This is a genomic window from Variovorax sp. H27-G14 (assembly GCF_046156345.1).
Classification (GTDB): domain Bacteria; phylum Pseudomonadota; class Gammaproteobacteria; order Burkholderiales; family Burkholderiaceae_C; genus Variovorax.
Window position 1 is genome coordinate 224,233 of the sequence record NZ_JAYLVN010000001.1, and the last position, 14,161, is coordinate 238,393.

The window sequence follows — 14,161 nt, forward strand, 5'->3', positions numbered from 1 at the left end:
TTGTTCAGGGTGCCGGGCGGCCTTGGGTGCTGGCGGCCAGCGCGGGCTGCTGCGGCATGGCGTCTTTTGCAGCGCTGCCGCTGCCCTTTTGCATTGCTTCCCACACGCGGCTGGACGACGCAGGCATGTCGAAATCTTTCACGCCCAGCGGCGCCAGCGCGTCGAGCACCGCATTGATCACGGCCGGCGGCGAGCCAATGGCCCCCGCCTCGCCGCAGCCCTTGGTGCCCAGCGGGTTGTGCGTGCACGGCGTGCACACGGTGTCGAGCTTGAACACCGGAAACTCCGCGGCGCGCGGCATGGCGTAGTCCATGAAGCTGCCGGTGAGCAGCTGGCCGGTTTCGTTGTCGTACACGCAGTTTTCCAGCAGCGCCTGGCCGATGCCCTGCACCAGCCCGCCATGCACCTGGCCCTCGACGATCATAGGGTTGATGATGGTGCCGAAGTCGTCCACCGCGGTGAAGCGGTCCACGCGCACCTCGCCGGTCTGCGGGTCGATCTCGACCTCGCAGATGTAGGTGCCGCCCGGAAAGGTGAAGTTGGTCGGGTCGTAGAAGGCGGTTTCGTTCAGGCCCGGCTCGAGCTTGTCGAGCGGGTAGTTGTGCGGCACATAGGCCGTGAGCGCCACCTGGCCGAACGGAATTTTCTTGTCGGTGCCCTTGACCGTGAACTCGCCGTTGGCGAACTCGATGTCGGCGTCGCTTGCCTCCATCAAATGCGCGGCAATCTTCTTGGCCTTGGTCTCGATCTTGTCGAGCGCTTTCATGATGGCCGCGCCGCCCACCGAGATGGAGCGCGAACCGTAGGTGCCCATGCCGAAGGGCACGCGGCCGGTGTCGCCGTGCACCACGTCGACGTTGTCGACCGGAATGCCCAGCCGCGCCGCCACTACCTGCGCAAAGGTGGTCTCGTGCCCCTGGCCGTGGCTGTGCGAGCCGGTGAACACGGTCACGCTGCCGGTCGGGTGCACGCGAATCTCGCCGCATTCGAACAGCCCGGCCCGCGCACCGAGTGCGCCCGCAATGTTCGACGGCGCAATGCCGCAGGCCTCGATGTAGCTCGAATACCCGATGCCGCGCAGTTTGCCCTGGGCCTCGCTCGTGGCCTTGCGCGCCGCAAAGCCGTCGACCTCGGCCAGCACCTGGGCCTTGTCCATGCAGGCATGGAAGTCGCCCGTGTCGTACTGCAGCGCCACCGGCGTCTGGTACGGAAAGGTGGTGATGAAGTTGCGCTTGCGGATCTCGTCCTGCCCCTGCTTCATTTCCCAGGCGCAGCGCGACACCAGCCGCTCCAGCAGGTAGGTGGCCTCCGGCCGCCCTGCCCCGCGGTAGGCATCGACCGGCGCGGTGTTGGTGAACCAGGCATCGACCTCCACATAGATCTGCGGCGTGGCGTACTGGCCCGCCAGCAGCGTGGCGTAGAGGATGGTGGGCACCGCGGTCGAGAAGGTCGACAGGTAGGCGCCCAGGTTGGCGTCGGTGTGCACGCGCATGGCCAAAAACTTGCCGTCGGTGTCCATCGCCATCTCGGCGTGGCTCACGTGGTCGCGGCCGTGCGCGTCGGAAAGGAAGCACTCGGAGCGCTCGGCCGTCCACTTGATGTTTCGGTTGAGCTGCTTGGCGGCCCAGGTCAGGCACACGTCTTCCGCGTACAGAAAAATCTTGGAGCCGAAGCCGCCGCCCACGTCGGGCGCAATCACCCGCACCTTGTGCTCCGGCAGGCCCAGCACAAAGGCCGTCATGAGCAGGCGCTCGACGTGCGGATTCTGGTTGGACACGTACAGCGTGTAGTCGTCGGTGCCCCGGCTGTAGCTGCCGATGGCCACGCGCGGCTCTATCGGGTTGGGAATGAGCCGGTTGTTCACCAGGTCCAGCTGGGTCACGTGCGCGGCATTGGCAAAGGCCGCGTCGACCGCCGCCTTGTCGCCCAGCACCCACTTGTAGCACTGGTTGTCGGGCGCTTCGTCGTGCAGCGTGACGCCGCTGGCCTTCTTCGCGGCGTCGGCCACGCTCACCAGCGCGGGGAGCACGTCGTAGTCGACCACCACCGCCTCGGCCGCGTTCTTGGCCTGCTCCACCGTCTCGGCCACCACCATGGCCACATGGTCGCCCACGTAACGCACCTTGTTGATCGCCAGGATCGGGTGCATCGGCTCCTTCATGGGGGTGCCGTCGGGGTTGTTGATGAGCCAGCCGCAGGGCAGCCCGCCCATCTTGCCCTCGATGTCCTTGCCGCTGAAGATGCCGACCACGCCGGGCATCTTCATGGCCTCGGCAATGTCGACCGACTTCACCTTGGCATGGGCGTGCGGCGAGCGCACGAAGACCGCATGGCTCTGGTTGGCCAGCGTGATGTCGTCGGTGTAGTTGCCCGCGCCGGTCAGGAAGCGGTAGTCTTCCTTGCGCCGCAGCGCCTCGCCGATGTGGGGGAGGTTGGAGAAGTCGGAGGCACCCATGATGTTGCTCCCTTCACGCCGTGACGGTTGTCTTGACGGGTTGACCAGAGGCCATGGCCTCGCCGCCCATCTTCACTGCCTTCACGATGTTCTGATAGCCCGTGCAGCGGCACAGGTTGCCGTCGAGCAGTTCGCGAATTTCCGATTCGCTCGACTGGGGGTGGTAGGTGCACAGGTCGATGGCGCTCATGACCATGCCCGGGGTGCAGAAACCGCACTGCAGTCCGTGGCATTCCTTGAAGGCGGCCTGCATCGGGTGCATGGTGCCGTCGGCCTCCGCAATGCCCTCGATGGTGGTGATGTCGGTGCCGGCCGCTTGCGCGACCAGGATGTTGCACGACTTGACGGCCCGCCCGTTCACATGAACGGTGCAGGCGCCGCACTGGGCGGACGCAGCCGACGTGGGTGCCCGTGAGATGAAGGTGCTCGCGGATGGCGTGGACCAGAAAGGTGTTGGGGGGTGCGTCGACCGTGACCTGGCGGCCGTTGACCTTGAAAGCGACCTGCATTTGGCTGTCTCCGTGAAAGGTGATGGCTGGTTCAGCGAAGGCATCTTGGATGCCGGCCTTTCGCACTATCCTAGGCAAAACCCTTGACACTTGCACAGAGGGCGCGAAATTCTCAAAATGAAACAGCTTGCGGTTCGGCAAGCCGGGAAATGCCCTCCCTCACGCCCCCACGCCCCCAGCCCCCGCCCCCCAGCCCCTCCAGCGCGCCCACCCACGATGCCCGTTTCTCTCGTCTCGCCCCCGCCCGAGCGCTCGCTGTCCATCGCGCAGGCCCGGCGTGAACTGATCGAAGGCGAGGCGCCCCGCCCCCGCGGCGGCGCCTGCATCGACTCATGGATCGCCCGCTCCTGGCAGCGCTGCATCGAGGCCGGGCGCAGGCCGCAGCAGCGGGTCAGTTTCGACCCGGTGAGCCAGGCCGACCGCAGCGACATCGCCGAGCGCAACCGGGCGCTGGTTCTGGTGGCGCGGCCGATCATCGAGCGGCTGTCACGCGCCATCGCCGACACCCGCTACTTCGCCATCCTGACCGACGCGCAAGGCATCGTGGTCGACGTGGGCCAGCTGCCCGATGGCACCGACGCCGCCAGCCGCTACGCGCGCGACATCGGCCGCATCGGCGTCGACCTGTCGGAGCGGGCCATTGGCACCAGCGCCATCGGCACGGCGCTGGCCGAGCAGGAATCGGTCTGGCTGCATGGCGGCGAACACTTCTTCGACGACACCCATGTGTACAGCTGCGCGGGCGCCCCGCTGTTCGGCCCGCAAGGCGACTGCATCGGCATGCTCGACCTGACGGGCGTGCAGGTGGCGGAGCGGCCGGAGCTGCGGCACATGGCCACGCTGTCGGCGCGCTGCATCGAAAACATGCTGGTGATGCGCGAGCCCTGCGAGCTGCTGCTGCACCTGGCCTGGCCCGGCAGCCCGCGCAGCGAGAGCTCCGACGGGCTGCTGTGCATCGATGCAGCGGGCGGCGTGAGCGGGGCCAACGCAGCGGCCCGGCAGATGCTGCACCAGCCGCTGGCGCACCACGCGCACGCGCTGCATTTCAGCGACCTGTTCGCCGTGCCGCTGCACATGATGGCCGATGCGGCCCGGCGCGGCGACGCGGTGCTCGAGGTGCCGCTGTGGTCAGGCCTGCGGGTGCAGGTGCGCCCGCAACACGGCGGCCGCGGTGGCGAAAGCGCCGCATCGGCCGTGCCTGCCATCGACGCACGACCGCGGCTGCGCGACGTGGAGACGGCGCTGATCCGCAAGGCGGTGGCCGATGAGCGCGGCAACGTGGCGGAGGCCGCGCGGGCCCTGGGCATCAGCCGTGCGACCGTCTACCGAAAGCTGTGGCGAGGCCGGCCGGCCGGCGCGCCGGACTGACCCGACCCGACCCAACCCGAGCACCTCCAGACGCCTCAAGCTCCCGCAGGCACCTTGTCCAGAAACCCCGTCACCGAGCGCAGCTTGCCTGCGTCGAGCTGCGCGAAGTCGGTGCCCTGAATCAGGTCCTGCGCCCCGCTCGGCCCCAGCGTCCACGAAAAGCGCACATGGTCGCCATGCGCGTCGGGCTGGCCCAGCAGGTTGAAGCGAAAGCCCGGGTAGCGCTGGTGCACCGCGCCCACCAGCGCGCTGATCTGCGCATGGCCGCTGGCCTGCGCCATCGGGTCGACATACAGGGCGTTAACGGTCCACCCGGCTTCGATCAGTTCGGCGCGGCGCGCGGCGTCGGTTTCGTTCCAGACGGCGATATAGCGTTGGGCGATGGTGGTGGCATCGAGTGCGGCGGTGTTCATGGTGACGATTCCTTTCGAGGGGTTCGACCCGCAACATCGCGGGGTGAAGGAATGGTCGCGCCGCACGCGCCGCGCGTCGATGACGCGGCAGGTCATGCCGCCGCGTCCATCGACCGGTTCATCCGCGCATCGATCTACAGATCCATCGACACGTTCGCGTCCAGCGGAAACACCGGGCGGTGCACCTTGCTGAACGGGAACAGGCTGTAGTCGGAGCTGGTCACGCCGGGGCTGTCGCACTCCACCAGCGCGGCCGACAGCGGCTCGAACACCGGGCGGCAGTACATGCGCGACTTCAGCAGCAAGAAGCGTTCGGTGCGCGGGTCGAGCCCCGCGCACTCGAACACGCCGATGTCCCACGGCTCCTGCGTGCGCTCGGTCACCACGATGCGCGCGGCGCCAATGTCGAACAACACCGTGCGGCCCATGCTGCTGCGCTGGCCGGTATACGTGGGGCCGGTGATGACGTACTCGCCATTGCTGATGGTGCGCACCGTGCCGGTCAGGCGCACCGGCGTCTTCGACAGGCCGATGCCTGCGAGCGACACCTTGTTGCCCAACGCGACCGTCACCTCGGCGCCCTCGCCCGCGGCCACCAGCGCGGCCACCGCCTCGGGGTCGCACAGCGGGCCCACGCCGATGCCGTGCAGGCCTTGTGCCAGCGCCTCCTGCAGCACGTCCATGGTGTCGCAGCTGCCGCCCGACATGCAGTTGTCGCCGTGGTCGAGCAACAGCACCGGGCGCGTGGCGCCGTCGGCAATGAGCCTGGCGCGCGCTACCGATTCCGCCAGCGGTTCGCTGCGGTAGATGAAGGCCTCGCGCTCGTTCCACATCTGCATGGCGATGCGGTCGGCCGTGGCCTGCGCGCGCGCGGGCGACTGGGCATCGACCACGATCACGCTCATGCAGGGCGCCGCAATGTCCGACAGCGAGAAGCCCGCCAGGATCGACACCGCCAGCGACTCCGACTTTTCCGCTGCCTGTGCCGCCTCGATGGCGCGCTGCATGGCGCCGGTGAAGGATGCGCTGCGCAGCGTGTGCGCCATCAGCGGCAGCTGCCGCCAGCGCATGTGCGGCTGGCTGCGCCCGGCCAGCAGGTCGAACAGCAGGCGCCCGGCATGCGCGCCGGTTTCGTACATGTCGATGTGCGGATAGGTCTTGAAGCCGACGATCACGTCGGCGTTGCCCACCATCTCCGGCGTGACGTTGGCATGCAGGTCGAGCGCCACGCCAATGGGCACGCCCGGCGCGGCGGCGCGCAAGCGCACCAGCAGGTCGCCCTCCCCGTCCGCGCTGTTCTGCGCAACCATGGCGCCATGCAGGTCGAGCAGGATGGCGTCGCAGCCCGGCGCGGCATCGACGATGCACTGCGTGAGCGTGGTGTACGCCTGCGCGTCGACCGGCCCGCTCGGGTTGGCCGAAGCCGACACCGGCGTGACCAGCGTCGCACCCGCCGCTTCGGCCAGGTCGATGAAGGCGGACATGGCGGTGCGCATGCCCTTGTTGTCTTCGTAAGCCTGCGCGCCGAAGGTCGGGCCGTCGGGCCCGAAGGCCGCGAGCGGCGTGGGCACGGGCGAGAAGGTGTTGGTCTCGTGGTTGAGCCGCGCAACAAGCACTTTCATTGCACGACTCCCGCGCTTTGCAGCATCGCCTGCAGCAGCACGTTGCAGCCGGCCTCCAGGTGGTCGGGCTGCGCGTCTTCTATCTCGTTGTGGCTGATGCCGTCCAGGCAGGGCACGAAGATCATGGCCGTGGGGCACACGCGCGCGAGGTACACCGCGTCGTGGCCCGCGCCGCTGATCACGTTCATCCAGCTCAGCCCCTGCGCCTGCGCGGCGTCGCGCACCGCGGACACCAGCTTGGGCGTGAACGGCTGCGGCGGGAAGTACACCACCTGCTCCAGCGTGGCCTCGACCTTGCCCTTGGTGGCGATGCGCTGCACCGCATCTTTCAGTGCGGCGTCCATGGCCAGCAGCACCACGTCGTCGGCCGCGCGCAGGTCGACGCTGAGCTTCACGCGGCCCGGAATCACGTTGCGCGAATTGGGGTAGTTGTCGATCCAGCCGACCGTGCCGCGCGCATGCGGCGCGTGGGCCAGCGCAATGCGGTTCACCTCTATCACCAGCTCGGCGGCGGCCAGCAGCGCGTCCTTGCGCAGCTCCATCGGCGTGGGGCCGGCATGGGCTTCCATGCCCTGCACCACCACGTCGTACCAGCGCTGGCCGAGCGCGCCCTCGACCACGCCGATGACGCGCTCATTGGCTTCCAGCACCGGGCCCTGCTCGATGTGCGCCTCGAAGTACGCGCCCACCGGCGACGCGGCGGCAGATGCCGGCGTGCTGCCTGCGTAGCCGATGGCGGCCAGCGCCTGCGCCACGCTCACGCCTTCGGTGTCGCGCTGCCCCAGCGCATGTTCGAGCGTGAAGGCGTCGACGAACACGCCGGAGCCCATCATCACGGGCACGAAGCGCGAGCCCTCTTCATTGGTCCACACGGCCACCTCGATGGGTGCCTCGGTCTGCACCTTGGCGTCGTTCAGGCTGCGGATCACTTCCAGCCCCGCCAGCACGCCGTAGTTGCCGTCGAACTTGCCGCCGGTGGGCTGTGTGTCGATATGGCTGCCGGTGGTGACCGGTGGCAGCGCGTTGTTGCGCCCGGCGCGGCGCGCGAAGATGTTGCCGATGGCGTCCACGCGCACGTCGCAACCTGCCTCGCGCACCCAGCGCGTGAACAGGTCGCGGCCCTGGCGGTCGAGGTCGGTCAATGCGATTCGGCAGACGCCGCCTTTTGCGGTGGCGCCAATTTGCGCCAGCTCCATCAGCGAGTTCCACAGGCGCTGGCCGTCGATGCGCAGTTCGGTAGGTAAGGTCATTGTCTGCAAAAAAAGAAATGAGGGGAATGCGGGGCGGCTCAGGCCAGGCCCACGCCCAGGTAGCGGTCTTTCACTTCGTGGTCGGCCACGAAGTCGGCATTGGTGGCCTCGTGCACGATCACGCCCTGCTCCACGATGTAATGGCGCTCGGCCAGCTGCACGCAGACTTCGAGGTTCTGCTCCACCAGCAGAATGGCCACGCCCGCGGCCTTGATGGTCTTGAGCTGCGCCACGATCTCCTCCACGATCACCGGCGCCAGGCCTTCGACCGGTTCATCGAGGATCAGCAGGCGCGGATGGTTCATGAGCGCGCGGCCAATGGCCAGCATCTGCTGCTCGCCACCCGAGAGCTGCCCGCCGCCGTTGCGCCGGCGCTCCTTCAGCCGCGGAAAGATGCGGTAGATGTCGTTCAGTTGCCAGGGCGATTCGCGCCGCTGGCCGAGCAGCAGGTTCTCTTCGACCGACAACAGCTTGAAGACGCCGCGGTGCTCGGGCACCAGGCACACGCCGCGCTGCGCAATGCGGTGTGGCGGCTGGCCCGCGATGTCCGCGCCCTGAAAGCGCACGCGCCCGCCGCTCGGCATGACCGCGCCCGCAATGCTCTTGAGCGTGGTCGACTTGCCCGCGCCGTTGCGCCCCAGCAGCGTGACCAGTTCGGCCTCGCCCACGCGCATCGACACGCCCTGCAGCACATGGCTCTTGCCGTAGTGCGCATGCAGGCCTTCCACTTCGAGGATGTTGCCGGTGCTCATGCCTTGCCTCCGGTGATCATGTTGCCCAGGTAGGCCGTGCGCACGCGCGCGTCGGCACGGATGTCGCCGGGCAGCCCTTCGGCCAGCACGCGGCCCAGTTGCATCACGGTCACGGTGTCGGAGATGTCCATCACGATGTTCATGTTGTGCTCGATCAGCACCACGGTGTGCGCGTCGCGCAGGCCGCGAATCAGCTGCTTCATGTCGTCGAGGTCGTCGATGCCCATACCCGAGGTCGGCTCGTCCAGGAAGATCGCCTTGGGCTTGGCAGCCAACGCCATGCCTACTTCGAGACGGCGCTGCTGGCCGTGCGACAGCACGCTGGCGGGCGTATCGGCCAGCCGCTCCAGGCCGACGCGCGCCAGCACCTCGGCCACCGTCTCGGCGCAGGCGCGCTCGCCCACCGGCGCACGCCAGCAGTTCATGGCCTGGCGCGGCGCCACGCCCTGGGCCGCCACGCGCAGGTTCTCGCGCACCGACAGGCTCGCGAACAGGCTGGTGACCTGAAACGAGCGCGCCATGCCGCGCTGCACGCGCTGGTGGTCGGGCTCGCGCGTCACGTCGTGGCCGTCGAAAACAATGCGCCCGCCGGTGGTGGTGCCGGTGCCCGTGAGCATGTGGAACAGCGTGGTCTTGCCCGCGCCGTTCGGCCCGATCACCGAGTGCACGGTGTTGCGTTTGATCTTCAGGTCGACACCGCCCAGCGCGGCGAACTTGCCGTAGTGCTTGGTGACGCCAACGGCTTCGATGAGAACGTCGCTCATGCCTTGTCTCCCTGCGCGGCGACGGCCGTGGCCGCCTTGGTTTCAGGCGCGGTCTTGGGGCGGAACACGCGGCGCCAGGCGCTCTCGCCCAGGCCCCACAGCCCGCGCTGCATGCCGATGCTCACGCCGATCAGCAGCAGGCCCAGCAGCAGCAGCCAGCGCGGCCACAGCGTGGAAAGCCAGTCGGCCAGCAACACATAGAAAGCCGAGCCCAGCACCGACGCAAACAAGTTGCCGGTGCCGCCGATCACGGTGATGACCAGAATCATCTCGCTCGTGTGGTACTCCGCGTTGGACAGCGGCGCGATGCCGGTCATCATGGCGTGCAGGCCACCCGCCAGGCCGGTAACGGCGCCCGAGATGACGAACGCCAGCAGCTTGAAGCGCTTGAGGTTGTAGCCCACGGCGGCGGCGCGGTCCTCGTTGTCGCGAATGGCCAGCAGCGTGCGGCCGAAGACCGAGTCGGTCACGCGCAGCAGCAGCCCGAACGCGATGAGGAACATCACCGCCACGAAGGCGTAGTACTTCCACGGCGTGTCCATGAAGGCGGGGCGCGGCACGTCGAGCAGGCCGTTGTCCCCGCCCGTGAGGCCGGAGGCGGTGTACGCGACGAAATAGAACATCTGCGCAAAGGCCAGCGTGAGCATCACGAAGTACGTGCCGCGCTGGCGAATGGCCACCCAGCCGACCACCGCCGCGCCCAGCGCGCCCATGGCAATGGCCGAGAGCAAAGCCAGCGGCATCGGCAACTGCAGCCGCGTGAGCAGAATCGCGATGGTGTAGCTGCCCAGCCCGAAGAAGATGCCCTGGCCGAAACTCAGCAGGCCGGTGTAGCCCAGCAGCAGGTTGCAGCCGACGGCGGCAAGGCCGTAGATGAGCACTTCGCTCGCCAGCGAGCCCGAGCGCAGCACCAGCGGCAGGCCCAGCACGACGACGAGCGCCAGAAGGAAGGAATATTTTCTTGGCATGGCGTGGGTCATCCTCTGCGGCCGAGCAGGCCATGCGGGCGCAACAGCAGCACTGCGCCCATCGCGACGTAAATCATCAAGCTCGCGCCCGGTGGCCAAATGGTGCTCATCAGGCTTTGCAGAATGCCGATGAGCAGCCCGCCCACCAGCGCACCGCCAAAGCTGCCGAGCCCGCCGATCACCACCACCACGAAGGCCACGCTGAGCGCCTCGACGCCCATGAAGGGCTCCGCGCCGCGAATGGGCGCGGCCAGTACGCCGGCCAGCGCCGCGGTGGCCGCGCCCAGCGCAAACACCAGGCTGAACACGCGAAACACGTTGATGCCCAGCAGCGACACCATCTCGGTCGACTCGCTGCCCGCGCGCACCGCGCTGCCCAGACGCGTGCCTTCCAGCACCCACCACAGCAGCACCGCGAGCACGGCGGTGAAGCCGATCACGAACAACCGGTACTTCGGGTAGATGAAGCTGCCCCACATCACCACGCCCTGCAGCAGGTCGGGCGTGGGCACGCTGTTGCCCAGCGGGCCCCAGAACACGATGACGATTTCCTGCACCGCCAGCGCAAGGCCCACCGTCACCAGAATGTGGAACTCGTGCGGCTTGGCGTACACGCGGCGCAGCAGCAGCTTCTCGGCCAGCCAGCCCAGCGCCCCCACCACCAACGGCACCACCACCAGCGCGGCCCAGAAGTTCAGGCCCCACTGCATGGCCTGGTAGCACAGGTAGGCACCCAGCAGGTAGAAAGCGCCGTGCGCGAAGTTCACGAAGCGCAGCAGGCCGAACACGATGGACAAGCCAACGGCCAGCAGGAAATACAGCATGCCGATGCCGATTCCGTTGATGGTCTGGAGCAGGTAGACGGACATAGGTGTCGTGGGGCGAGGGAGCCTGGGGTCAGCCCAATTTGCAGCCGGTTTTATCGATAGGCAGGAAGGACTTGCCGGAGCTCACCACGTCGACGTAGTCGGCCGGGTTGGCCATCTTCGACTTGGCCTTGCCCTTGAGCAGGTAGTAGTCCTTGATGACCTGGTGGTCGGCCTTGCGGATTTCCTCGGTGCCGGTGAGGCCGTCGAACTTCATGCCTTCGAGCGCGGCAATCACCGCCTTCTGGTCGACCGTGCCCGCCTTCACGATGCCGTCGATCAGGATCTTGGTGCAGATGTACGAGCCCGCCAGGCTGTAGTTGGGCACGATCTTCAGCTTGTCGGCAGTGCGCTTCACCAGGTCCTTGTTGAGCGTGGTGTCGGCGGTGTGCCAGTACTGCGCGCCAAAGTAGACGTTTTCGCACAGGTCGGCACCCAGCTCGTCGAACTGCTCCAGGCCCGAAGCCCAGGCCATGAGGATCGTCATGTTCTTGTGCATGCCGAAGCTCACCGCCTGGCGCAGCGCGGCGGACGACTGCGCGCCGAAGTTCAGCAGCAGCAGCACGTCGGGCTTGGCGGCCATGGCGTTGGTGAGGTAGCCGCTGAATTCCTTGTCATTGAGCGAGTGGTAGCTGTTGCCCACGTGCTCGATGCCCTTCTCCTGAAAGATGTTCTTGGCCGCGCTCAGCAACCCTTCGCCGAACACGTACTGCGGCGTGATGGTGTACCAGCGCTTGGCCTTGGGCATGCTTGCAATCAGCGGGCGCACCGTCTGCTCGATGGCACCGAAGGTGGGCACCGACCAGCGGAAGGTGGCGGGGTTGCAGTCTTTGCCGGTGATCTCGTCGGCGCCCGCGGTGGTGATGAACAGGGCGCCGGCCTTCTCGGCCTCCTTGCCCATGGCCAGCGCTTCGGAAGACAGGATGCCGCCCGCGAAGAACTTGGCGCCCTGCTGCTGCGAGGCCTCCTGCACCTTGCGCACGGCGGTGGCGGGCTTGCCTTCGGTGTCGAGCACCGTGTAGGCCAGCGGGCGCTTCAGCACGCTGCCGTACTGCTCGATGGCCAGCTTCATGCCCAGGTCGGCGTACTTGCCGTTGGCCGCGAAGGCGCCCGACATCGGCACCGGGCAACCGAAGCGAATGGCCTCGGCCGATTGCGCGAAGGCCGCGCGGCCCGAGAGCAGCGAAGCGGGGGCGGCCGACAGGGCGGCCAGCTGAAGAAGGTGTCTGCGTTGCATGGGTTTTTCTCCGGTCGTGGTGGAACGTGGTGGAAACAAGGGAAAAGAGCGCCGTCGGATGCCGGCGAATTTAAGCGGATAAATAGGATTAATATGCTGGTAAAAACCCGCTAGCAAATCCCGTACCCAACCTCATCGAGGCCCCTCGCATGACGCCGTTTAAGATCGCCCGCTGTTGCGCATTCCGCGCATCTCCCGATGGGCATGGAGCGTGCGAATGAAGGTGGGACAACACCGCCCGAAGCGGCAAAAGCTCTCGGACGTCATCGTCGAAGACGTCAAGCGCTGGATCGTGGCGGAGCGCAAGCAGCCCGGCGACCGGCTACCGAACGAGAAAGAACTGATCGAGCTCTTCGGCTATTCGAAGAGCACGGTGCGCGAGGCATTGAAGGCGCTGGAAGTGCGCGGGCTCATCGCCATTCGCACAGGGCCTGGCGGCGGCGCCTACCTGCAGCAGGTGTCGGTGGAGCATGCGTCGGAGCCGCTGCGCAACTTTCTGCACTTTCACCACCTCGACGGGCACCACATCTACCAGTTGCGCAAGGCGCTGGAGCCCGAACTGGCGGTGAGCGTGGTCGGCAAGCTCACGCCCGAGCAGTTCGAAAAGCTCGAAGACAACGTGCGCCTGTGCACCATCGAGCCGACCAACGAGGACGAACTGCGCATCCAGCGCGAGGCCGAGCTGGCCTTTCACACCTTGCTGGCCGAAAGCTGCCCCAATCCGGTGCTTTCCTTCATGTGCCGCTTTCTGAACGACCTGCTGCGCGACCTCGTGGTCTACAAGAAGGCGCTCGACCACCACCACTTCGGTGAGACCAACGTCGACTACCACACGCAATTGCTGGCGGCCTACCGCAAGGAAGACGCCGCGGAGGTGCACCGGCTGATGTCAGAGCACATGGTCGATGCGGAGCACCACATGCACGAGATGGAAGCGCACATCGGGGCCAAGCACCTGCTGCTGCCGAGCGGGGCGCGCTGAGCGCTACCTAAGCGTGCGCCTTCTCCAGGCAATCCTGAAACGCCAGCACCGCCCGTGACGGCTTCGGCGAGCGCCGCAGCAGGCTCACGAATCGACACGCATAGTTGAAGCGCGCCGGCAACACCGCCTTCATGAGCCCGCGCTGCTCGAACACCTGCGCGTAGTGGTCGGGCAAAAAGCCCAAAAAACGCCCCGACAGAATCAGCGTGGCAATCGCCTCCTGGTCGAAGCCGGTCGCCTTGCGCGACAGCCGGGCGCGGTGGCTCAGCTCCATGTTGGGCGAGTGGTAGCCCAGCCCCGCAAAGTGGTGCTCGCGCAGCTTGGCCCAGGTGAGCTTTGCATGGCTGGCCTCGAACAGCGGATGCCCCTTGCCGCAGTACAGCAGCATGGTCTCGTCGAACAGGTCGGCGTACACCAGGCTCTTGGAGCTGCGGTGCGCCGGGATGATGCCGATCTGAAACTTGCCCTCCAGCACGCCCTGCTCGATGGCGTTGATCGACCCCACGTGCAGCGCCAGGCCCACCTCGGGCGCGATCTCGGTGAAGCGCGCAATCGCCTGCCCGATGCGCGCGTTCGGGTTGGTGGCCGTCTTGTCGAACACCGCCACCTCCAGCTGCCCGCCCATTCGGTTGTGGATGTCGTCGATGCTGCCGCGAAAGGCGTCGACCGAGGCCAGCAGCCGCAAGGTTTCGTCGTACACGCGCTGGCCTTCGGCCGTGAGCGCAAAGCCCGCCCTGCCGCGCCGGCACAGCACCAGGCCGAGCCGCGTTTCCAGGTCTTTCACATGGCGGCTCACGGTCGACGTGCCGATGTTCAGCTCCAGCTCGGCGGCCGCCATGCCGCCGCAGTCGACCACGCTCTTGAACACCTTGAGCAGGCGCAGGTCCATGTCGCTGAGCTGCCCCAATACGGCGCGGTTTCGGCTGCCGGCGGCACCGTTTTGGGCTTTCTCTTTTACTTGCATGAAGTGTCAAG

General features: G+C 67.1%; 12 protein-coding genes and 1 pseudogene. 2 read left to right on the plus strand and 11 right to left on the minus strand.

The genetic code is table 11. From position 1 onward, the window contains the following. Positions 1 to 4 precede the first annotated feature (4 nt). The gene (locus tag VLK31_RS01105; RefSeq protein ID WP_409166525.1) at positions 5 to 2,455 is read right to left on the minus strand and encodes a xanthine dehydrogenase family protein molybdopterin-binding subunit; all 2,451 of its coding nucleotides are present in this window, start codon (positions 2,453 to 2,455) and stop codon (positions 5 to 7) included. A gap of 13 nt (positions 2,456 to 2,468) precedes the next feature. Further along, a pseudogene (locus tag VLK31_RS01110) lies at positions 2,469 to 2,964 on the minus strand ((2Fe-2S)-binding protein). A 216-nt stretch (positions 2,965 to 3,180) separates the two neighbouring features. On the opposite strand from VLK31_RS01110, the gene VLK31_RS01115 reads away from it, so the two are divergent. Beyond that, complete coding sequence (locus VLK31_RS01115; RefSeq protein ID WP_409166526.1) at positions 3,181 to 4,332, plus strand: helix-turn-helix domain-containing protein; 1,152 nt, start codon at positions 3,181 to 3,183, stop codon at positions 4,330 to 4,332. A gap of 35 nt (positions 4,333 to 4,367) precedes the next feature. Here the strand turns inward: VLK31_RS01115 and VLK31_RS01120 are convergent, their stop codons facing one another. From VLK31_RS01120 to VLK31_RS01155, 8 genes are all read right to left on the minus strand, one after another. Then, on the minus strand, positions 4,368 to 4,745 hold the full coding sequence (locus tag VLK31_RS01120; protein ID WP_409166527.1) for a nuclear transport factor 2 family protein: 378 nt from the start codon (positions 4,743 to 4,745) through the stop codon (positions 4,368 to 4,370). 134 nt (positions 4,746 to 4,879) lie between these two features. Further along, positions 4,880 to 6,367 (minus strand): M81 family metallopeptidase, encoded by a 1,488-nt coding sequence (locus VLK31_RS01125; protein WP_409166528.1) that lies wholly within the window; start codon positions 6,365 to 6,367, stop codon positions 4,880 to 4,882. Beyond that, complete coding sequence (locus VLK31_RS01130; protein WP_409166529.1) at positions 6,364 to 7,617, minus strand: Zn-dependent hydrolase; 1,254 nt, start codon at positions 7,615 to 7,617, stop codon at positions 6,364 to 6,366. The genes VLK31_RS01125 and VLK31_RS01130 overlap by 4 nt, the downstream gene beginning before the upstream one ends. A gap of 38 nt (positions 7,618 to 7,655) precedes the next feature. Further along, entirely contained in the window at positions 7,656 to 8,369 is a 714-nt protein-coding gene (locus tag VLK31_RS01135; protein WP_409166530.1) for an ABC transporter ATP-binding protein, read from the minus strand. Next, positions 8,366 to 9,133 carry an ABC transporter ATP-binding protein gene (locus VLK31_RS01140; protein ID WP_409166531.1) on the minus strand — a complete coding sequence of 256 codons (768 nt, stop codon included), beginning with the start codon at positions 9,131 to 9,133 and terminating at the stop codon, positions 8,366 to 8,368. Before VLK31_RS01140 ends, VLK31_RS01135 begins: the two co-directional genes overlap by 4 nt. Continuing rightward, positions 9,130 to 10,101 (minus strand): branched-chain amino acid ABC transporter permease, encoded by a 972-nt coding sequence (locus tag VLK31_RS01145; RefSeq protein ID WP_409166532.1) that lies wholly within the window; start codon positions 10,099 to 10,101, stop codon positions 9,130 to 9,132. The genes VLK31_RS01140 and VLK31_RS01145 overlap by 4 nt, the downstream gene beginning before the upstream one ends. A gap of 8 nt (positions 10,102 to 10,109) precedes the next feature. After that, positions 10,110 to 10,970: a branched-chain amino acid ABC transporter permease gene (locus VLK31_RS01150; RefSeq protein WP_409166533.1), complete on the minus strand. Its 861-nt coding sequence runs from the start codon at positions 10,968 to 10,970 to the stop codon at positions 10,110 to 10,112. Positions 10,971 to 10,998: 28 nt separating this feature from the next. Further along, complete coding sequence (locus VLK31_RS01155) at positions 10,999 to 12,204, minus strand: ABC transporter substrate-binding protein (RefSeq protein WP_409166534.1); 1,206 nt, start codon at positions 12,202 to 12,204, stop codon at positions 10,999 to 11,001. Between the two features lie 217 nt (positions 12,205 to 12,421). Here VLK31_RS01155 and VLK31_RS01160 point away from each other — a divergent pair, with 217 nt between their 5' ends. Then, positions 12,422 to 13,186 (plus strand): FadR/GntR family transcriptional regulator, encoded by a 765-nt coding sequence (locus VLK31_RS01160; RefSeq protein WP_409166535.1) that lies wholly within the window; start codon positions 12,422 to 12,424, stop codon positions 13,184 to 13,186. 7 nt (positions 13,187 to 13,193) lie between these two features. Here VLK31_RS01160 and VLK31_RS01165 read toward each other — a convergent pair whose 3' ends face one another. Continuing rightward, a complete protein-coding gene (locus tag VLK31_RS01165) occupies positions 13,194 to 14,150 on the minus strand; it encodes a LysR family transcriptional regulator (RefSeq protein ID WP_409166536.1) in 957 nt (318 codons plus the stop codon). Positions 14,151 to 14,161 lie beyond the last annotated feature (11 nt).

Coding starts and splice junctions, on each gene's coding strand:
- VLK31_RS01145 (WP_409166532.1), bottom strand. CDS start 10,101: ATGCCAAGAAAATATTCCTTCCTTCTGGCGCTCGTCGTCGTGCTGGGC.
- VLK31_RS01140 (WP_409166531.1), bottom strand. CDS start 9,133: ATGAGCGACGTTCTCATCGAAGCCGTTGGCGTCACCAAGCACTACGGC.
- VLK31_RS01155 (WP_409166534.1), bottom strand. CDS start 12,204: ATGCAACGCAGACACCTTCTTCAGCTGGCCGCCCTGTCGGCCGCCCCC.
- VLK31_RS01160 (WP_409166535.1), top strand. CDS start 12,422: ATGAAGGTGGGACAACACCGCCCGAAGCGGCAAAAGCTCTCGGACGTC.
- VLK31_RS01130 (WP_409166529.1), bottom strand. CDS start 7,617: ATGACCTTACCTACCGAACTGCGCATCGACGGCCAGCGCCTGTGGAAC.
- VLK31_RS01165 (WP_409166536.1), bottom strand. CDS start 14,150: ATGCAAGTAAAAGAGAAAGCCCAAAACGGTGCCGCCGGCAGCCGAAAC.
- VLK31_RS01115 (WP_409166526.1), top strand. CDS start 3,181: ATGCCCGTTTCTCTCGTCTCGCCCCCGCCCGAGCGCTCGCTGTCCATC.
- VLK31_RS01120 (WP_409166527.1), bottom strand. CDS start 4,745: ATGAACACCGCCGCACTCGATGCCACCACCATCGCCCAACGCTATATC.
- VLK31_RS01150 (WP_409166533.1), bottom strand. CDS start 10,970: ATGTCCGTCTACCTGCTCCAGACCATCAACGGAATCGGCATCGGCATG.
- VLK31_RS01125 (WP_409166528.1), bottom strand. CDS start 6,367: ATGAAAGTGCTTGTTGCGCGGCTCAACCACGAGACCAACACCTTCTCG.
- VLK31_RS01135 (WP_409166530.1), bottom strand. CDS start 8,369: ATGAGCACCGGCAACATCCTCGAAGTGGAAGGCCTGCATGCGCACTAC.
- VLK31_RS01105 (WP_409166525.1), bottom strand. CDS start 2,455: ATGGGTGCCTCCGACTTCTCCAACCTCCCCCACATCGGCGAGGCGCTG.